Consider the following 19,915-nt stretch of genomic DNA (forward strand, 5'->3'; position numbering starts at 1 on the left):
TGCGCGATGTAGATATTATACAGGCCATGGCGGCTAAAAATTTAGTGAGTGTTTTGGTAAGCATTACATCGCTCAACGAACAGCTGAGAAGTGTAATGGAACCCCGCACCACTACTGCTGCCCGCCGGCTGCAAATTATTGAAACATTAAGTAAAGCCGGCATTCGTGCCGGTGTAATGCTGGGGCCCATGATACCCGGATTAAATGAACACGAAATACAACCCATTATGGAGCGTGCGGCCCATGCCGGGGCCAGTTTTTCGGCCTATACTTTTATACGCCTCAATGGTGCTATATCCACCATGTTTCATGACTGGTTGTTTAAAAACTTCCCCGACAGGGTCAATAAAGTATGGCATTTAATAGAGCAGGCACATGGCGGCCAGGTAAACGATAGCCGATGGGGCATCAGAATGCAGGGCGAAGGCCCTATTGCCGCTTTGGTGCAACAACAATTTAAAACCTACAATAAAAAATATGGATTGAATGCAGAAAAATGGCATTTATCCACCCAACATTTCAACAGGCCCGGTACACAGGGTACTTTGTTTTAAGATTGGGCAGGAAATTATCAAAAAGATATATCCGTTTTTCCACATTGGGCCATTGCCTGAATAGCTACCGTTATCTTTATACTGAAAATAAATAGCATCATTTTTGCATCCATTCTATAAAAACAAAGCCGAATGAAAATTACTTTTTTCTCTACACAACCTTACGATAAAGAATTTTTCATAAAAGGAAATACCCATTATGGTTTTGAATATACTTTTTTTGAAACGCATTTAGGTCCACACATTGTGCAGGCTTTAGAACCTACCGATGCCATTTGTGTGTTTGTAAATGATAAGGTAAATGCAGCAGTAATAGCAGTGCTGGCACAAAAAGGCGTAAAAGTAATTGCACTGCGCTGTGCCGGATTTAATAACGTTGATTTAGAAGCAGCAAAAGCACACCAAATACGCGTATGCAGGGTACCGGCCTATTCGCCCGAAGCAGTGGCAGAACATGCATTGGCCATGATTCTTACCTTAAACAGAAAAACACATAAAGCCTATAACAGGGTACGTGAACAAAATTTTTCGATTAACGGATTGCTTGGCTTTACCATGAAAGAAAAAACAGTAGGGGTAATTGGAACAGGACATATTGGAGCTGCTTTTTGCACCATTATGACGGGCATGGGTTGCCGGGTACTGGCTTATGATATACAAACCAACCCATCACTCGCCACAACGGGCATAGTGTACCTGCCATTGGCTCAGGTGTTTGAACAGTCAGATATTATTTCACTACACTGCCCGCTTACGCCACAAACACATCACCTCATTAACACGACAACTTTGCAAAACATGAAAAAAGGTGCCATGCTGATTAATACCAGTCGTGGCGGATTAATTGATACAGATGCTGTAATTGAAGCCCTAAAACAACAACACCTGGGTTATTTAGGCATTGATGTATATGAACAGGAAGAAAATATATTTTTTCGTGATCTCTCAGAAAACATCATTACCGATGATACATTGCAACGTTTAATGGCATTTCCGAATGTATTGGTTACGGCGCATCAGGCATTTTTTACCAAGGAAGCACTGGAAGAAATAACGCATGCAACTTTAAATAATGTGTATGAACTGTTACATCATAAAAATTTTACCCATCAAACAGCATTATTAGTGTAAAACCTATCATAACATTAACATTTACCATTAATTTTACCACATGAAGGCAATGTTTAAATATGGTTTCGTTTTTCTTACGGTTCTATTCCTTTTTCAGGCATGTACAAAAGAGTATAGTTTTGAAACAGGAAAAGGTTATAGTGGAACCGCCATTGGTTCTTTACAAGATACTGCCGGCAATTGCCAAAATGTATATGTAAATGGCACTTATTTGGTAGATAGTGTGTTAACAGATAGCAATTATATTTTAGTAAACGTCAACATTATTTCGCCAGGAAAATATTATATTTTTACTGATACCGTAAATGGTTTCTGGTTTGATGATTCCTCTATTGTTTTATCAACCGGTGTACAAACTATTAAGCTAAAAGGTAATGGCAAGCCTATTTTACCTGTTGATGCTAATTTCACCGTTACTTTCGGTAATTCAGTTTGCCAATTTACCATACCCTACAATACCTCAGTTATTGGCAACTATTTTCCTACCACTGCAGGTAGCTACTGGACGTATAATGACAGTCAGTTAAATGATACCATTACTACACATGTACTCCCTATTGTGGCTACTGTTACCAATACAGGGCAGTCATATGCCGTTTTTACCGACCGTTTAGGCGATACTTCTTTGTATAGAAAAAGTGGCAATACTTATTATACTTACGGATTATTATATCCCGACAGCTCATCGGGACCTGTAGAATACCCCTTTTTAAAAGCCGGAGTTGCAGCAGGAACCAGTTGGGATTCACCCATTGTTACAGCAAAAGTAGGCAACCAATATATAAAAATAAAATACCATTTTACACTCTTAGGCAGTGGTTTAACAGCCAGCTATAATGGCAATAATTTTACCAATGTTATTAAAATTCAATTAGATATACAGGCACTGGTACCACCTACCATTAACTATGCTACAGCACAAACCTCATATTTTTATTATGCCGAAGGGGTTGGGCTCATTGCCATAGAAGTACCCGGCAGCACAACTGTAATGCCCTATAAATCCACTATTACACAATGGAAAGTAAATTAAAATATGATATTACCTCTTTTCAATGAATGATATACGGGTACTAAAACGGTTGTTGCAAGATTTAATTGATACCTTCAAACCCTTCCTGAGCAGAAAACTGGTAATATAAACGATTTGTTTTTTCAGTAACCATTTTAAATTTAATTTCAGGATGGTTTTACTTCTTCGGTTGCAGCAGCATTTTGCCGGGCATCCTGTTTCTTGTTGAAAAATTTATTTTGAAAAAGCAGTAGAATAATAACACCCACCGAAATAGAAGCATCGGCAATATTAAATACCGGTTCAAAAAATTCAAACCGTTCTCCCCCCCATACCGGGAACCATTTGGGATAATAGGTATCTACCAATGGGAAGTACAACATATCTACTACTCTGCCATGTAAAAAATGAGCATAGCCTGAACCGAAAGGCACTAATTTTGATACATTTTGTGAAAACACATCGCTGTTATCAAATATCAGCCCATAAAACATACTATCAATCAAATTACCCAATGCACCGGCATAAATTAATGCTGCACAAATTATAAAACCAGTATGGTATTGTTTTTTGATAAAATCTCTTAATAAAAAAGTACCCCACACTACTGCAACCAATCTAAATAAAGTTAAAATAATTTTTCCAAACCCTCCACCAAATTTCCATCCCCAAGCCATTCCCTCATTTTCAACAAAATGCAAGCGAAACCAACTACCAATTACATTGTGTTCCTCACCCGCATAATAATGTAGTTTTATATAAAATTTCAAAGCCTGATCGGCCAGAATAATGGCGGCTATCAGAATAATGACTTGTTTAGCTTTCACTGATTTTATTTTAAAGCGACAAAGATATAAGAATTGACTCTGTGATGGTAAATGATACATTTACTTAAGCTATCCATTTGCCAATAACCGGCAGCTTTTGCATTTCGCGGCGTTCTATTCTTAACACAAAAACAACAAAAACAAGTAACAATGCAGTGGCAAAAGTATAGCTGAATAAAGTTTTGGTAATATATGCCGTTATGCTGTTGTGCAGAAAAAACAATAAAACGGCAATCACCATATATGCCATTAATTTCTTCCAGGCATAAGGTACCCGATATTCTTTTTGTCCCCACACATAACTAATAACCATCATACTGCCATAACAGGTAAAAGTTGCCCAGGCACAGGCCATAAAACTAAAATGTGGAATAAAAATGTAATTAATTAGAATAGTGATGGTTGCGCCGGCTAAGGTTATCCAGGCACCGGCCATGGTTTTATTGGTAACCTTATACCAAATACTGAGGTTATAATAAATGCCCAAAAACATATTGGCAAACAATAAAATGGGTACTACTTTTAACCCTGACCAATACTTAGGACCAATAAAATGTTTCCATACGGGCAAATACAGTGCTACCACTAAAAACATTACAGAAATAATGATTACAAAAAATTTCATTACCCGGGCATACACCTTTTGCGGATTTTCGCTTTCAGCCTGCTTAAAAAAGAATGGTTCTGCACCCATTCTAAAAGCCTGAATAAACAAGGTGATTAAAATCGATAATTTATAGCAGGCATTGTAAATACCCACCTGTTCTTCTCTAAATGTTTCACTACCAGGTAACCACCAACGCAACATTAGCCGGTCGAAGGTTTCGTTAATCATGCCCCCCATACCTGCAATCACTAACGGCATGGCATATATCATCATCTGTTTCCACAACCGAACATTAAACTTAAATTGTATTTTGGTAAGTTCCTTAAATAATAACAATAATGTTACAGCCGATTGTACCACATTGGCAAATACAACATATACTATAGGATTGGTTTCAGGATTAAATACCAACACTACCCAACTTCCTTTAGGATGCTGCATTTGTTGCGGACAATACACTATAAAAAACCAGGTAATTAAAATATTCAATACAATACCACTGATTTTTACGAATGCAAATTTCAATGGCCTTTCTTCCTGCCTTAATTTAGCAAAGGGAATGGTGGATAAAGCATCTAAACTAATTACGATAATACTCAACTGAACAATGGCAGGAAAAGCTGTTAAACCGGTTACAACTCCCAAAACCGATTGATTCACCCATAATAATACTGAAAACAGAATGGTTGTAAAAAGAAGCGATAATGAGGCGGTATCGTAAATAATATCTTTGTTTTCTGCTTTGGAAGAAAAACGAAAATAAGCCGTTTCAAAGCCATAAGTAAACACCACATTTAATATGGGAATAGCCGCATAAATTAATCCCATTTTTCCATAATCGCTGGTTTTGGCCAGTCCATAGGTTAATAGCGGGGTTAAAAGATAGTTGATAAACCTTGCGGCTATGGAACTTAACCCATACCACATGGTTTGTCCGGCTAATTTTTTGATACTGCTCAATATGTATATGTATTTATAGGGTGCTAAAATAACGAATCGCCTACACTATGCAGGCAGGTTTAGCAAATAGTTTAAAAAATGTAATTTAATGCACATGCATAAATGGGGGGGTAATGGTATATCCGGGCGGAGCAAATCGTGGATCTTTTAAAAAAGAGCTATCGGTTAATGTATACAAAAAAGCAGTTAATTGTCCTATTTCGTAATTAGACAAAGGCAACCTGTTCCTTAACAAACTATCAGTAGTGGGACCAACTACCATTGATTTCCTGTAATGATCAAACACATTGATTAAAAAGAAGAAACGACCATCATGCCCATACGGTTCTGTAACTGCAACATTGCGCAAACTGGGTACTTTAAATTTCAGTGAATCGGCAGAGTTACCGGTTATCTTCATTCTGCCCATATCCTGCAGCACATCATCTACCGGCAATCCGGTATTACGATAAGAAAAATCTGTAAAAAATGGTTCTTTGTGGCAACTGGCACATTTTTCTTTAAAAATGGCATATCCCAAGCGTTCCGGCAGATTAAAACTCGCTTCACCGCGCATTACTTTATCATATTTACTGTTGCTGCTCACCAGCATTAACTCAAACTGACTCAACGCCTGCATAATACGCTTAGTATTAATTTCTTTACTGCCAAATGCTTGTTTAAACAGAACCGGATATTCAGGACTATCATTTAATTTTTTAATAATATTTTCTATACTTTCTGCCATTTCATTCGGTGCAGTAATAGGCGCCAGTGGCTGTGCATCTAAATGATTAATACCCCCATCCCACATAAATGCTTTTTGCCAGGCCAGATTTTGTAGGGCAGGCGCATTACGAGTAGTCAATGAATTATCGTACCCGTGGCTCAAATTATGATCGTAAGTAGCAAATGCTGCAAACTGCTGATGACAACTGGAACAAGGAAAATTGCCATCCTTACTCAATTTTCCATCATAAAATAATTTTCTACCTAATTCAAAACCCTGTACCGTTAGTGGATTTTCTTTAAAATTGTAAGTAGGCTGCGGCCATCCGGGTGGTATTTTAAATACCAACGGTGTAGGCTTACTGCTATGAATGGTAAAACCGGTTGCCATTATAACCAATAGTACAATTATCATTATGGTAATTTGCCACTTCATACATTTTACAAAACTTCCGTTTTAAAAATTATTCAACATTTATGATATGAAACATTTGAGCATAATTATCGGCAATTTGCATCGCCAATGCCCCGGGAGCATGGCAAATGGGATGTGCTTGAATAGACAAAGGATGCGGCTTATTAAACCACGCCAAAACATCCGCTCCTATTATAATTTTATGCACGGTTTGTTTTTGGGGAATAGTAAGTTGAACTACACGCAGTGCATTTTCATAATATTTATACCCGCCAATATGATAAGTTACATAATGCACCGGCGCTTTTGATTCAGGTGAATTACCTTCTAATTTTGCAAAAATGTAACCGGTATTCCAAGTCCAGAACATACCCCGCATAGGATCTAACGAACCAGTTTGTATACCACTTACATTTTTAATACTATCTACCCCAACCGTAAATGTAATAGAAGCAATATGTTGTGGCTTAACCGGTAGGTCAATTGTTTTAGAGGCCGCATCTGTAGCATTAATTAAATAATATTCATTTTTCAATGGAATTTCATGGCCATTATCATCTTTCAGCTGAATATGGCTTATGTAAAAAAGAAAGTTCCGAAATGTAACCGGCTCATTCAAAGCAGTGTGGTAGGTACTATCTAATAACACCAAAGGTTGTTGGCCGGCCAAAGCTACAAACTTCAACTGCAGGCTTTGTGCATACAATACCCATACACACATGGTACAAAAAACAAACAGTAAAAATTTTTTACACACAACTTCTTTATTCAGTATCGTTATTGAAATATTTTTTGCGCATCAATTTTAGGTTAGCCCTTTTTTGTTTGGCCATTGCTTTTCTTTGCTTAGAAACTGCAGTAGGTGTAGATGCAATACGTGCTTTTTTCTTCACCAATGCTGCATTTACCCAGTCATTCATTTTTTGAATTACTAATGCTTTATTCTCTAACTGACTTCTTGCCTGCTGCGATTTTACTAATAAAAATCCTTCCTTGGTTATTTTGTGTTGTAAATGCCTGTTAATTTGCTGTTTCTGTTCTTCGGTAAACAATGCAGATTGCATTACCGGCCATCTGCCCTCTACCATTGTTTCTACTTTATTTACATTTTGGCCACCTTTGCCGCCACTGCGGGCAGTAGAAAAAATTATTTCATCCTGAATATTTATCTTCATATTCCAGTAAAGTTAAAACTTAAGTATCAACCACCATTATGCGTATCATTATTCAAAGAGTAAGTCAGGCATCTGTAACTGTTCATAACAACATCGTAGGTACTATTCAACAGGGTTTATTGGTTTTTGCAGGAATAGTAAATGAGGATAATCTGGAAGACATTGAATGGCTGAGTCATAAAATTGTACAATTACGTATTTTTAATGATGCAGCCGGATTGATGAATTTAAGTGTGAAAGAAATTGATGGCGATATTTTACTCATTAGTCAGTTTACACTCCATGCCGCCACCAAAAAAGGCAATCGTCCTTCGTTTATCAAAGCAGCCAAACCGGAAATAGCCAATCCCATTTTTGAGCAGCTAATACTTCACTTAGAACAAGCATTGGGCAAAAAAATTGAAAAGGGTATTTTTGGAGCAGATATGAAAGTAGCTTTGCTGAACGATGGACCGGTAACTATTTTTATTGATTCTAAAAACAGAGAATAATGAACCCATTCATTGTTGTGCCATGTTAAAAGATATCAGCAACCGTGCAGATTTAATGTTATTGATGAAAACATTTTATGCAAAAGCCCTGAAGGATGATGTAATACAACATTATTTTAATGAAGTAGTGCATTTAAACATGGAAAAACATTTGCCAGTGATTGTAGATTTTTGGGAATCAGTTTTATTTGAAACACCGGTATACAAAGGAAATGCCGTTGCTGTTCACCAACACCTGCATCAATTAGCACCCTTTACCAAAGCGCATTTTAACCAATGGTTGCTTTTATTTAACCAAACTACCGATCAATTATTTTCAGGAAATATGGCCGAAAAAATAAAACAAAGAGCACAATCTATTGCTACCATCATTTCATTAAAAACAATTTATAAATAATTTAATCATGACAATTGCTGCCGCACAACAACAAGTTGATGAATGGATAAAAACTGTAGGTGTTCGCTATTTCAATGAACTAACCAATCTGGGTATTTTAATGGAAGAAGTAGGCGAACTCAGCAGAATTATGGTGCGTAAATATGGCGAACAATCGTTTAAAGCCGGCGAAACTGAAGATGCATTAGGAGATGAAATGGCCGATGTATTGTGGGTACTCATATGCCTTGCCAACCAAACCGGCGTAAACCTTACCGAAGCCCTGCAGAAAAATATAGAAAAGAAGACAAAGCGCGACAGCAGCAGACATCTGAATAATTCTAAACTACAATAGCATAACAAACATTTGTTTGTTGAAAAAAATTTCACTTCTATCACAGAACATTTGCATACAGTTATATTTGCACATTATGAGTACGCAACAAGACAATAGCTTTCAGGCAATTATTGCCCATGCCAAAGAATATGGCTTTGTGTTTCCCAGCAGCGAAATTTATGATGGATTAAGTGCCGTTTACGATTATGGCCCTTATGGCAGTGAACTGAAAAAAAATATTAGAGACTACTGGTGGAAAAGCATGACGCAACTACACGAAAATATTGTAGGTATTGATGCGGCCATATTTATGCATCCAACCACTTGGAAAGCGAGTGGGCACGTAGATAATTTCAACGATCCCATGATTGATAATAAAGACAGTAACAAACGTTACAGAGTGGACCATTTGATTGAAGCACATGCAGCTAAATTAGAAGAAAACGGACAGACAAAAGAAGCGGAAACTTTATTGCAGGAAATGGATGCATTATTGGCGAAAGATGATTTTGCTGGTTTAAAAAATTTAATAGAATCACATAAAATTGTTTGCGCCATTAGTGGCACTTGTAACTGGACCGATGTCAGGCAGTTTAATTTAATGTTCGATACGAAATTAGGCTCTGTTACCGATGAAGCCGATACCATTTATTTAAGGCCCGAAACTGCACAGGGTATTTTTGTAAACTTTTTAAATGTACAAAAAACGGCTCGCATGAAAATACCCTTTGGTATTGCACAAACCGGTAAAGCATTTAGAAATGAAATTGTAGCCCGTCAGTTTATTTTTAGAATGCGGGAATTTGAACAAATGGAAATGCAATTCTTTGTTCGCCCCGGTACTGAAGGAGAATGGTATAAATACTGGAAACAGGCACGTTTACAATGGCACCTTAGCCTGGGTATACCTGCAGAAAAATACCGGTATCACGACCATGTTAAACTGGCGCATTATGCCAAAGAAGCCTGCGATATTGAATTTGAATTTCCGTTTGGATTTAAGGAAGTGGAGGGTATTCATTCTCGCAGCGACTTTGATTTAACGCAACACCAATTGTACAGCAAAAAAAAGATGCAGTATTTTGATGCGGATATAAATGTTGCTACCGGTAAACCCTACGGCAATTATATACCGTATGTTATTGAAACATCTATTGGTTTAGACCGAATGTTTTTATTAATTATGGCGCATGCTTACGAAGAAGAAACCATTACCAAAGAAGATGGTAGTACCGACAGCAGAGTTATAATGCATATTCCTGAAAAAATTGCACCCATTAAATTAGCTATTTTACCCCTCACCAAAAAAGATGGTTTACCTGAAATTGCACGTGATTTAATGGATGAATGCAAAAATTATTTTAGGTGTTTTTATGAGGAAAAAGATGCGATTGGTAAACGCTACCGCAGGCAAGATGCCATTGGAACACCATTTTGTGTAACAATAGACCATCAAACTAAAGAAGATAATACCGTAACCATTCGATACCGCGACTCGATGCAACAGGAAAGAATTTTATTGAGTCAGGTAAAAGATATTGTAACGAATGCAATATTTTAACTTGAATAAACACTAAAAGAAAAAGCCTGTTTTACAACATTGTAAAACAGGCTTTTTAGTGAAACACAAAATCAATTTATTCTTCAAAATCTTCCGGTGCCGGTGTCTCTTCAGTGGCACGTTCTACTTCATAGCCGGCCAATTTTAAATCATCTTCCCGGTTCTCATTCCATTCTAAAATAAAATTATTACGCCCTTCGCCTACCATCATTTTCATAAATTTTTGCTGTACCAACTCAAGAATTGAGAGAAACAGAAATATAGCATGTATACGGTTTTCGCATATCTCAAAAATATTTTCAAATGAAACTGTTTTTTCTTTTGCCATAAATTCCAACATATAATCACGGCTACCTTCGATGGTATAATTATAGCGTACAACAGTATGGGTAGGTTTATTCTGTTTTTCTTGCAAACGCAACATTACCTTTTCAAATGTTTTCATCAATTTAAAAAGTGTAATGGTTTGTATTTCGGTTCCCTCACCTGCTTCTTCTGTTATAATTGCCATTTCTTTTGGCAGATTACCGCGTTTTGCCATCAACAAACGATTGGCTTCCATTTCCGCCATTTGGGCTGCAGCTTCTTTAAAACGTTTGTATTCCAGAATTTTATCTACCAATTCCTGCCGTGGATCTATTTCGTTGCCCTGTGCATCTATTTCTTTGCGTGGTAATAATAATCTGGCTTTAATGCGCATTAATGTAGATACAAATAGTATAAATTCACTACTCAATTCTATATTCAATTTTTCCTGCGCATGTATAAAAACCAGAAAATCGTTGATGATTTTGGTAATAGGTATATTGTAAATATCTAATTCATCGCGTTCAATAAAAAACAACAACAGATCAAAGGGACCTTCAAAATGCTCAATTTTAATTTGGTAAGTTTCCTGATTCACAATTTTCAGCTTTTAGTACCCGCAAATAAAAGAAAAGGAATGGTATAAATACGCCGACAACCCTTTAAGTTATCCACCAAAAAAATCCCACAAACCTTCATTTGCGGGATTTTGAAGTAAAACTGGTTATTTTTTTAGCGCATCGCGTATTTCCATGAGTAATTGCTCGGTAGGGGTTGGTCCCGCCGGCGGCGGAGCGGCGGCTTCATTTTTACGTTTTAACCTGTTCATGCCCTTGACCAGAAGGAAAATAACAAAAGCCAGAATTAAAAAGTTAATTACTGCTGTTACAAAACTTCCCCAGGCAAAAACAGGCCCCAACTTTTTTGCTTCTACCAAAGTAAGCCCTTGTGTTACTTTTGAGGATAACGGAAGATAAAGGTTAGTAAAATCAGCCTTGAACAAAATGCCCACAACCGGCATAATTAAATCGTTTACAACAGAATCTACTATTTTGCCGAAAGCACCGCCAATAATTACACCCACGGCTAAATCCATTACATTGCCCTTCGTGGCAAATTCGCGAAATTCTTTTACAAAAGACATACTTCAGATGTTGGTTGGCTTATAAAAATATGTAAAATTTGTTGCACACACAAATTAGTTGGCTCATTTTTTTAAACCGGGGTATTGCATTTTTAAATCTTTTAAAAGTTGATGTAAAGTTGAAGCAATCATGTATTCTTTGTACCAGTGTGCATCAGAAGGAGTAATTATCCAGGGTATTTTATTACAATGATTCATACAATCTTCATACACTTCCATATATTCTGCCCACAATTTAGATTCTTCAAAATCTTTTTCGTTATACTTCCATTGTTTTTTAGGGTCTTTTATTCTTTCGTCCAATCTTTTCAGTTGTTCCCCATGTGAAATATGTAAGTAAAATTTTAGAATATGGGTATTGTTGTGTTCCTCCAGTAAATGTTCAAAATCATTAATGGCATCCATCCTTTTATAAGCCAGTTTATTATTAATCATTTTATGGACACGGGTAACCAATACATCTTCATAATGACTGCGATTAAAAATATGTATCATCCCTTTTGCTGGGGTATACTGATGAATACGCCACAAAAAATCGTGCGATAATTCTAATGCGGTGGGTTCTTTGAATGAAGTAACCTGTACACCCTGCGGATTTAGTTTACCGAATACGTGCCGAATGGCACCATCTTTTCCGGCAGCATCCATACCTTGTATTACCACTAAAACAGCATGTTTAGATTGAGCATATAACTGGTTCTGTAATTCATCTAATTCCTCAATTATTTTTTCAGTTTCGGCTATAATTTTCTTTTTCTGTGTTTTTTTGGGAGGAAGGGTATCCAAATGGGCCAAACGGATTTTTGCCATAATTGAAATTTTATTAAATATAACACTATTCATTTTTAAAAATTTAGGTTTGCAAAAATTTAGCAGTGAATAAACCCTTTTTAAGTTGGTTTTTATTTGTGATACTCTCCATTATATGGGGCAGTTCCTTTATTTTAATGAAGGAAGGCATGCAGGCACTAACCCCTTACCAGGTGGCAACCATCAGAATTTTAAGTGCGGGTATTATCTTAGCGCCATTTGGGCTGAAAGCTTTTAAAAGTATTACTGCTGATAAACGATGGCCGGTATTGGTTTCGGGGCTTTTGGGCAGTTTTTTTCCGGCCTATTTGTTTTGTTTGGCCGAAACAAAATTAAACAGCAGTTTGGCAGGTATATTGAATGCACTTACCCCCTTATTTACCATTGCTACCGGTATTTTATTTTTTCAACAGAAAATTAAACCCATGCAATTGTTGGGTGTATTGCTCGGTTTTGGAGGTTTGTTGTTGCTGTTTTTTAACAAAGGGCACTTTAGTTTTACAAATGTGGGCTATGCACTGTTTATTTTATTGGCTACTTTTTTATATGGCTTAAATGTAAATTATGTGCGAAAACACCTGCAGGGTATTGGCTCACTACATATAGCCAGCATGGCATTTGTGTTATTAATGATACCTTGTTTGGTAATTTTAAGTTTTACGGGCTATTTTACACAAACATTTATTACTGCGGTAATACATGCCACTTTATTTAGTGCTTTATTGGGTATTATGGGTACAGCAGTTGCCACTGTACTGTTTTATATTTTATTAAAACAATCGGGGGCACTGTTTGCATCAATGGTAACTTACGGAATACCCTTTGTGGCTGTAGGCTGGGGTGTTTTAACAGGAGAAGTTTTTGGAATGAATCAGTTAATTAGTATGCTGTTAATTTTAACCGGTGTGTCTATTACCAACCGCTATAAAAAATAATGGGCAAATACATTCATTTACAATGTTTTGCCCACAAACCATTCAAAACCCAACCCATTATACCGTCATTATTTCTTTTTCTTTAACAGCTAAATGTTTTTCAACCAGACCCGTGTATTTATCTGTAATTTCCTGAATATCTTTTTCTGCATCTTTTACCACATCTTCACTTAAACCATCTTTTTGTAATTTCTTTACCTGTTCAATACCTTCTCTTCTAATATTGCGAATAGCTACTTTGGTTTGTTCCCCTTCAGCAGCAGCTTTTTTCACCATTTCTTTCCTGCGTTCTTCGGTTAAGGGCGGCATAAATAAACGAATTTGAGTACCATCATTTTGCGGAGTTATTCCAATGTTGGCCTGCATAATGGCTTTCTCAATAGCCGCCAGCATTTTCTTTTCCCAAGGTTGAATGCTAATGGTTCTGGCATCTAAAACACTTACATTAGCCACTTGCTGAATGGGGGTAGGATTACCGTAATAATCTACAGCAATACCTTCTAACATACCAGGATTGGCTTTACCCGCTCTGATTTTAGTCAATTCTACCTCTAAATGCAAAATGGCCTTTTTCATGCCTGATTCAATATCCTCAATAATTAGATTTAATGCTTCGGTCATAATAAAATGATGATTAAGTGGCGCAAATCTAATAAAGAATACAACATCTTGCAGCCCCGTATTTACAAATTCAACAGAATAAGGGAGTGAGGTGCCGGCCAGATGCAATGAAAAACTAAATTATTTATCTGTTACCGCAGCAATAGGATTTGTTTTATTAGCAGTTAAAGCAATAAAAATTTCCTGCTCATCTGCCTCCATTAATACAGCGTTTTTCTTTTGTTGCTGTATGTTGGCAAAATATAAGAATAATATTGCAGAGAAAAACAATACAATTTGCAACAAAATAACTTTTGTTGTACCTAAGGGAAGTGCCAAATAACTGAGTGCTATAAAGAGAATGGATACACAAGACAAACAAAGGGTAATTTTTTTGTGAGAATATCCCCTGTCTAATAACATATGGTGTAAATGATTTCGATCAGCCGAAAAAGGTGACCTTTTATTAAAAATACGAATACCGAATACACGAAGTGTGTCTAATAAAGGCAATAACAAAATACCAAATCCCATAGCAGGTGCAGCGTAAACCGGTAAAATATGAGAGCCTTCAGCAGTTTTAATAAAATGAATGACCAAAATTGCATTGACTAAGCCTAATAGCATAGCACCCGTATCGCCCATAAAAATTTTGGCAGGTGAAAAATTGAAGCGAAGAAAAGCCAGCAATGCCCCTGACATAGAGATGCCCATTAAGGCAAAGAGCCAATCATTGTTTAAATAGAAAAATACAGAAAACAAAGTGCAGGTAATGAAACCTATAGAGGCAGCCAAGCCATCTACACCATCAATTAAATTGAAAGAATTCATTACAACAATAATTGTAAACATGGTAAGTGGGTAACTATATACAGAAGGAATAATACCAATATTTAAAAACCCATGCATATCATCAATCAGCAACTGGCTTTTGTACATTAAAATGATAGCAACAGCCAACTGACCTAAAAACTTTTTTAAAGGCGTTATTACCAAAATATCATCCTTAACACCAAAAAAGAAAACCACCACAAAAGCTGCTATATAAAAAGGAAAGCCGTACATCCGGGGTGCCAAATCACTCAACAACAAAAGTGCAATTAGGAACCCGGCAAAAATACCAACACCCCCCAATGATGGAACAAGGGTATGATGTATCTTCCGGTCGTCTGGTATATCATACAATTTTTTCATTTTAGCAATTTGAATAATTGCAGGAATTGCAAGTAGTGTTATAATAAAAGAGAGTAGGCCCCCAAAAATAATTTTCTCCATTGCAGGATTTTTACAAGTTGTGTAATAAGTAAGTGGAGTATAATTATAATAGCAATATAAACGTTTTTTTTAAATTTCTAACAATTCTTTACAAAATTGTAAAAAATCATATAAGATTAACATTGTGCTTCCTATGCGGATGGTATTCAATTATCAATTATCTTGCCAAACCAAATTAGTATTTATGGCAGACATAGCAACATTAGAAAAAACAGCATCTCAGGTTAGAAGAGATATTTTAAGGATGGTTCATGATGTGCAGAGCGGACATCCGGGCGGTTCATTAGGCTGTGCCGATTATATGACTGCACTTTATTTTGATATGATGGATACCAAGCTTCCCTTTCATATGGATGGCATTGGAGAAGATATTTTCTTCTTATCCAATGGACATATATCACCCTTATTTTATAGTGTTTTAGCCAGAAAAGGGTATTTTGATATAAAAGAACTCGGCACATTCAGAAGATTAAATTCCAGATTACAAGGTCACCCTACCACTCATGAACATTTACCAGGTATACGCGTAGCCAGCGGTTCTTTAGGCCAAGGTATGAGTGTGGCAATTGGAGCAGCACTTTCAAAAAAATTAAATGGTGATAAACACCTTGTTTTTTCATTACACGGTGATGGAGAGTTGGAAGAAGGTCAAAACTGGGAAGCCATTATGTTTGCAGCACACCATAAAGTAGATAATTTAATTGCTACTATCGATTATAATGGCCAGCAAATTGACGGGCCAACCAGTGTTGTAATGAATTTAGAAAGCCTTAAGGCCAAATTTGAAGCGTTTAACTGGCATGTTTTAGAAATGAATGGCAATGATATGGAAGAGGTAATTACCGGTTTAAATAAAGCAAAAAAGTTAACCGGTCAGGGCAAACCCATTTGCATTTTAATGAAAACAGTAATGGGGAAAGGTGTAAATTTTATGGAAGGACACCATGAATGGCATGGTATTGCACCCAGCGATGCTCAATTAGCCGATGCTTTAAACCAATTACCTGAAACTTTAGGTGATTATTAAAATAAGATAGAAAGATGAAAGCCGGCAGTTCAATAAAATAGCCGGCTTTTTTATACAATTTTATTGCACATTAATTTCAACTTTTAAGCGATAATTTTTCTTTGCCTGCTTTGTATGCCGGAAACCAGGCAGCTAATAATGCAATAGCCAGTACCGTTATCATTACCAATACAAAATCGCCGGGCACTAATTTTACAGGATAATAATCAATAATAAACGTTCCACCACCTAACCCAATTAAATGAAATTTAATTTGGATGAAACATATCAGGAGCGCCAACACCATTCCTACCCCACCACCTGTAATGGCCAATAAAAAACCCTCAGTTAAAAATATTTTTTGAATCAGCCCGTCTGATGCGCCCAATGCTTTTAAAACAGCAATATCTTTCTGCTTCTCCAATACCAGCATGGTTAATGCGCCAATCATATTAAAAGCAGCGATAATTAATATAATTGACAATATTCCATATATCACCCATTTTTCCACCTCCATAACAGTATACAAACTTTCGTTTTGCTGATATCTGGTTTGCACCTTAAATGCATTACCCAACAAGTTTTCAATTTGCAACTGTACATTGTTGGTATTGGCATCTTTTGTTAATTTAATTTCAATAGCACTGTATTCATTGGGCTGCATATTAAGCATATATTTCACAAAAGCAAGATTGGTAAAAACATATTTGTTATCGAAATCTTCCTGAATCATGAAAGTACCGGCGGGTAAAATATTATAGGCGTAAAGCCCTTCTGATGATAACATATTATCCGATTGTGTATTGGGCATATACAATGTTAGCGGATACAAACTTCGCTCTACATCTAATCCCAAAGCATTTTCTATACCAGCTCCTACAATTAGTTGTGGTTTTTGAGCATTGCCCAATACAAAAGACCCACGAACCATATGCAATTGAATGCTGTTAATACGTGTATAGTTACTATCTACCCCTTTTACAAGAACAATTGTTTGGTTATCGCCGTTTACTAGCAGTGCTTTTTCTTCGGCAGTTAAACTATAAGATCCGATTCCGGAAATATTTTTAAGTTGACCCAACTGCGTAGGAAGTAATAAAAAAGTTTTTCCTTTTTGTGGTGTTACGCTTATATCGGCATAAAAATCGGCATACAGGCCTTTCACCAAATCTTCAAAACCATTGAACACACTTAAAACAATAATCAAAGCAGCTGTTCCAACCATAATGGCAGTAATACTAATCCATGCAATCAGGGTAATAGCATTGGTTGATTTTTTAGAGGTAAAATATCGCCTGGCAAATAAAAAATTCAAGGTTGTAATTTTCAGGGTTAGGTTTCAATAAAAAATTTTATGAAGTAGTATCATCACTTTTTGGAGTATTGATTTGCTTAAACAATTCTTCCATTTTAAAAACATGTTCGAGTGTATCATCTAAATAAAATTGTAAAACGGGTATACGCCTTAGCTGATGTTTTACCTGTTCGGCTAAATGCTTTTTTATTTCCCAAGCACGATCATCAATCCGTTTCATGGTAACAGCGGGTTGTTCTATTTTAAAAAGGCTGATATAAATTCTGGCTTCCAATAAATCGGGCGTTATCTTTACATTAGAAATTGATACCATTCCACCATCTATCATATTTAAACCAAGCCGCATAAAAATTTCATTCAAGGCCTCTTGCAACACCGCAGCTACTTGTTTTTGACGTTTTCCTTCCAACATAATCTTTAAGGTTTATTTGGTGGTAAATTTAGTTACTTTGCGGCTTTCTTATTATATTTTATCTATGAAGCGTTTTTCAAGAATTTTGTTTTACCTAAGCAGTCAAAAAAAGAACATTGTTTTATACGTAATATTTAACCTGTTATCCATTGTTTTTTCGCTGGTTTCACTGGCTATGCTGGCTCCTTTTTTACAATTATTATTCGGGAAGGAAAAATTGATGGAAGCAAAACCCGATTTTTCATACAGTGCCAATGGCGTGTTAAATTATCTGAAATATATTTTAAGTCAGTTAATTAGAACACACAGTGAAATGTATGCACTGGCTTTTATTTGCATTATCATTATCCTCTCAATTTTTCTGAAAAACACTTTTATTTATTTGTCATACCGGGTATTAACACCCATGCGCAACTATGTAATGACAAAATTGCGGAGCGATTTATTTGCAAAAATTCTGGCATTGCCAGTTGGATATTTTACAGAACAACGCAAAGGCGATATTATTAGCCGTATGAGTAATGATGCCAATGAAATTGAATGGAGCATTATTGGTACATTGGAGGGATTGGTAAAAGATCCTTTAAACATCATTATTATTTTATTTACGCTGGTTTTTCTCAGTCCGGCACTGTCGCTTTTTTTATTGGTTTTGTTACCCTTAACCGGTTTTATTATAGGCAGGGTAAGCCGTTCATTAAAAAAACAATCTACCCATGCCCAGGAGTTTCAGGGTACACTCATGTCTATTTTAGATGAAACCCTGGGTGGGCTTAGAATCATCAAGGCCTTTAATGCTGAAAAATTGATTGGCAGTAAATTTTATTATACCAATAATAAACTGAATGAGATACGGAATAAAATGAATTTCAGAAGAGATCTGGCATCTCCACTTTCCGAATTTTTAGGTGTAATTGTAATGTGCTGTATTTTGTGGTTTGGCGGAAGGTTGGTACTTGGCAGCAAAAACTTTTTACAGCCTGATGCTTTTATCACTTACATTTTATTTTTCACGCAAATTATTAATCCAGCCAAATCTTTGTCTACAGCTTTTTACAACGCACAACGCGGCAGTTCTGCCATTCAAAGAATAGAAGAAATTTTAAAAGCACCCATTTCAATTACTGAAATAGAAAATCCAATTCAGTTTACAGAATTCAAACATCAAATTGAATTTAAAAATGTAAGCTTCAGTTATGATGAATTTTCAACACTTAAAAACATCCATCTCACCATACGTAAAGGAAGTACCGTTGCTATTGTAGGCAGCAGTGGTGCAGGGAAAAGTACCTTTGCAGATTTAATTCCACGCTTTCAGGATATAAGTGAAGGCGAATTACTAATTGATGGTATTAATATTAAAGATTACAACTTGCATAGCTTACGCAAGCACATGGGTATTGTTACACAGGAACCCATTTTGTTTAACGATACCATTGCAAACAACATTGCCCTTGGCACCGAAAATGCCACAATGGAGCAAATTATAGAAGCAGCTAAAATTGCCAATGCCCATCAGTTTATATTGCAAAAAGAAGAAGGATATAAAACCAATATTGGCGACAGGGGCAATAAACTAAGTGGTGGCGAAAAACAGCGAATTACCATTGCCAGAGCTATTTTACGCAACCCACCGATTCTTATTTTAGACGAAGCCACTTCATCTCTTGATACTGAAAGTGAGCGCCTGGTGCAGGATGCCATTAATAATATGATGCTTAACAGAACCAGCATTGTAATTGCGCACCGCTTATCTACTATTAAACATGCCGATGAAATTATTGTATTAGATAAAGGTGAAATTATTGAAAGGGGCACCCACCAACAATTAATTGAATTAGAAGGCACTTACAAAAAACTGGTAACCATGCAGGAAGTTCATTAATAAATGAATATTACAATTTAACCCATAATAAAAATTTCACTTATTAAAGTGACATGAAAATATAAAGAGGCTG

The 19,915-nt window shown here is 36.2% G+C and carries 21 protein-coding genes and 1 pseudogene; 10 read left to right on the plus strand and 12 right to left on the minus strand.

Going from position 1 to position 19,915, the window contains the following annotated elements; translation table 11 throughout:
- From A0F92_RS08035 to A0F92_RS08045, 3 genes are all read left to right on the plus strand, one after another.
- A partial coding sequence (locus tag A0F92_RS08035) for an SPL family radical SAM protein (protein WP_167516929.1) occupies positions 1 to 554 on the plus strand: 554 nt, incomplete at its 5' end.
- 132 nt (positions 555 to 686) lie between these two features.
- Positions 687 to 1,685: a 2-hydroxyacid dehydrogenase gene (locus A0F92_RS08040; RefSeq protein ID WP_068244030.1), complete on the plus strand. Its 999-nt coding sequence runs from the start codon at positions 687 to 689 to the stop codon at positions 1,683 to 1,685.
- A 40-nt stretch (positions 1,686 to 1,725) separates the two neighbouring features.
- The gene (locus A0F92_RS08045; protein WP_068244033.1) at positions 1,726 to 2,718 is read left to right on the plus strand and encodes a hypothetical protein; all 993 of its coding nucleotides are present in this window, start codon (positions 1,726 to 1,728) and stop codon (positions 2,716 to 2,718) included.
- A 146-nt stretch (positions 2,719 to 2,864) separates the two neighbouring features.
- Here the strand turns inward: A0F92_RS08045 and A0F92_RS08050 are convergent, their stop codons facing one another.
- From A0F92_RS08050 to arfB, 5 genes and pseudogenes are all read right to left on the minus strand, one after another.
- Positions 2,865 to 3,524 (minus strand): lipoprotein signal peptidase, encoded by a 660-nt coding sequence (locus A0F92_RS08050; RefSeq protein WP_253810280.1) that lies wholly within the window; start codon positions 3,522 to 3,524, stop codon positions 2,865 to 2,867.
- Between the two features lie 64 nt (positions 3,525 to 3,588).
- A complete protein-coding gene (locus A0F92_RS08055) occupies positions 3,589 to 5,091 on the minus strand; it encodes a lipopolysaccharide biosynthesis protein (RefSeq protein WP_068244037.1) in 1,503 nt (500 codons plus the stop codon).
- Between the two features lie 85 nt (positions 5,092 to 5,176).
- Positions 5,177 to 6,214 (minus strand): cytochrome-c peroxidase, encoded by a 1,038-nt coding sequence (locus A0F92_RS08060; protein WP_167516931.1) that lies wholly within the window; start codon positions 6,212 to 6,214, stop codon positions 5,177 to 5,179.
- 49 nt (positions 6,215 to 6,263) lie between these two features.
- Positions 6,264 to 6,971, minus strand: a complete 708-nt coding sequence (locus A0F92_RS08065) for an MbnP family protein (protein ID WP_167516932.1) — start codon at positions 6,969 to 6,971, stop codon at positions 6,264 to 6,266.
- A 7-nt stretch (positions 6,972 to 6,978) separates the two neighbouring features.
- Positions 6,979 to 7,368, minus strand: a pseudogene (gene arfB / locus A0F92_RS08070) (alternative ribosome rescue aminoacyl-tRNA hydrolase ArfB); the annotation flags it as partial.
- A 59-nt stretch (positions 7,369 to 7,427) separates the two neighbouring features.
- On the opposite strand from arfB, the gene dtd reads away from it, so the two are divergent.
- The 4 genes from dtd (at position 7,428) to A0F92_RS08090 (ending at position 10,154) form a co-directional block, all read left to right on the plus strand.
- Positions 7,428 to 7,880, plus strand: coding sequence for a D-aminoacyl-tRNA deacylase (gene dtd / locus A0F92_RS08075; RefSeq protein WP_068244048.1), 453 nt, complete (start codon positions 7,428 to 7,430; stop codon positions 7,878 to 7,880).
- Entirely contained in the window at positions 7,858 to 8,277 is a 420-nt protein-coding gene (locus tag A0F92_RS08080; RefSeq protein WP_253810282.1) for a group III truncated hemoglobin, read from the plus strand. The genes dtd and A0F92_RS08080 overlap by 23 nt, the downstream gene beginning before the upstream one ends.
- Positions 8,278 to 8,284: 7 nt before the next feature.
- Positions 8,285 to 8,611 (plus strand): nucleotide pyrophosphohydrolase, encoded by a 327-nt coding sequence (locus A0F92_RS08085; RefSeq protein WP_068244052.1) that lies wholly within the window; start codon positions 8,285 to 8,287, stop codon positions 8,609 to 8,611.
- Positions 8,612 to 8,687: 76 nt separating this feature from the next.
- Positions 8,688 to 10,154: a glycine--tRNA ligase gene (locus A0F92_RS08090; protein ID WP_068244055.1), complete on the plus strand. Its 1,467-nt coding sequence runs from the start codon at positions 8,688 to 8,690 to the stop codon at positions 10,152 to 10,154.
- Between the two features lie 76 nt (positions 10,155 to 10,230).
- Here A0F92_RS08090 and A0F92_RS08095 read toward each other — a convergent pair whose 3' ends face one another.
- From A0F92_RS08095 to A0F92_RS08105, 3 genes are all read right to left on the minus strand, one after another.
- Positions 10,231 to 11,058: a segregation and condensation protein A gene (locus tag A0F92_RS08095; RefSeq protein WP_253810284.1), complete on the minus strand. Its 828-nt coding sequence runs from the start codon at positions 11,056 to 11,058 to the stop codon at positions 10,231 to 10,233.
- A gap of 126 nt (positions 11,059 to 11,184) precedes the next feature.
- On the minus strand, positions 11,185 to 11,604 hold the full coding sequence (mscL, locus tag A0F92_RS08100) for a large conductance mechanosensitive channel protein MscL (protein ID WP_068244061.1): 420 nt from the start codon (positions 11,602 to 11,604) through the stop codon (positions 11,185 to 11,187).
- Positions 11,605 to 11,667: 63 nt separating this feature from the next.
- Positions 11,668 to 12,414 (minus strand): PPK2 family polyphosphate kinase, encoded by a 747-nt coding sequence (locus A0F92_RS08105; protein ID WP_068244187.1) that lies wholly within the window; start codon positions 12,412 to 12,414, stop codon positions 11,668 to 11,670.
- A 65-nt stretch (positions 12,415 to 12,479) separates the two neighbouring features.
- On the opposite strand from A0F92_RS08105, the gene A0F92_RS08110 reads away from it, so the two are divergent.
- Complete coding sequence (locus tag A0F92_RS08110) at positions 12,480 to 13,349, plus strand: DMT family transporter (RefSeq protein WP_068244063.1); 870 nt, start codon at positions 12,480 to 12,482, stop codon at positions 13,347 to 13,349.
- Between the two features lie 57 nt (positions 13,350 to 13,406).
- Here the strand turns inward: A0F92_RS08110 and frr are convergent, their stop codons facing one another.
- Together frr and A0F92_RS08120 are read right to left on the minus strand one after the other, a co-directional pair.
- Entirely contained in the window at positions 13,407 to 13,970 is a 564-nt protein-coding gene (gene frr / locus A0F92_RS08115; RefSeq protein WP_068244190.1) for a ribosome recycling factor, read from the minus strand.
- Between the two features lie 120 nt (positions 13,971 to 14,090).
- Positions 14,091 to 15,224: a glycosyltransferase family 4 protein gene (locus tag A0F92_RS08120; protein WP_068244064.1), complete on the minus strand. Its 1,134-nt coding sequence runs from the start codon at positions 15,222 to 15,224 to the stop codon at positions 14,091 to 14,093.
- Positions 15,225 to 15,408: 184 nt separating this feature from the next.
- Between A0F92_RS08120 and A0F92_RS08125 the strand changes: the two genes are divergently transcribed.
- Positions 15,409 to 16,251, plus strand: coding sequence for a transketolase (locus tag A0F92_RS08125; RefSeq protein WP_068244193.1), 843 nt, complete (start codon positions 15,409 to 15,411; stop codon positions 16,249 to 16,251).
- A gap of 76 nt (positions 16,252 to 16,327) precedes the next feature.
- Here A0F92_RS08125 and A0F92_RS08130 read toward each other — a convergent pair whose 3' ends face one another.
- Positions 16,328 to 17,545 carry an FtsX-like permease family protein gene (locus A0F92_RS08130; protein WP_068244065.1) on the minus strand — a complete coding sequence of 406 codons (1,218 nt, stop codon included), beginning with the start codon at positions 17,543 to 17,545 and terminating at the stop codon, positions 16,328 to 16,330.
- 37 nt (positions 17,546 to 17,582) lie between these two features.
- Positions 17,583 to 17,957: a ribosome-binding factor A gene (locus tag A0F92_RS08135; RefSeq protein ID WP_068244068.1), complete on the minus strand. Its 375-nt coding sequence runs from the start codon at positions 17,955 to 17,957 to the stop codon at positions 17,583 to 17,585.
- Positions 17,958 to 18,021: 64 nt separating this feature from the next.
- On the opposite strand from A0F92_RS08135, the gene A0F92_RS08140 reads away from it, so the two are divergent.
- On the plus strand, positions 18,022 to 19,842 hold the full coding sequence (locus tag A0F92_RS08140; protein ID WP_068244071.1) for an ABC transporter ATP-binding protein: 1,821 nt from the start codon (positions 18,022 to 18,024) through the stop codon (positions 19,840 to 19,842).
- Positions 19,843 to 19,915 lie beyond the last annotated feature (73 nt).

This window comes from Hydrotalea flava (assembly GCF_001623405.1).
Classification (GTDB): Bacteria; Bacteroidota; Bacteroidia; order Chitinophagales; family Chitinophagaceae; genus Hydrotalea; species Hydrotalea flava.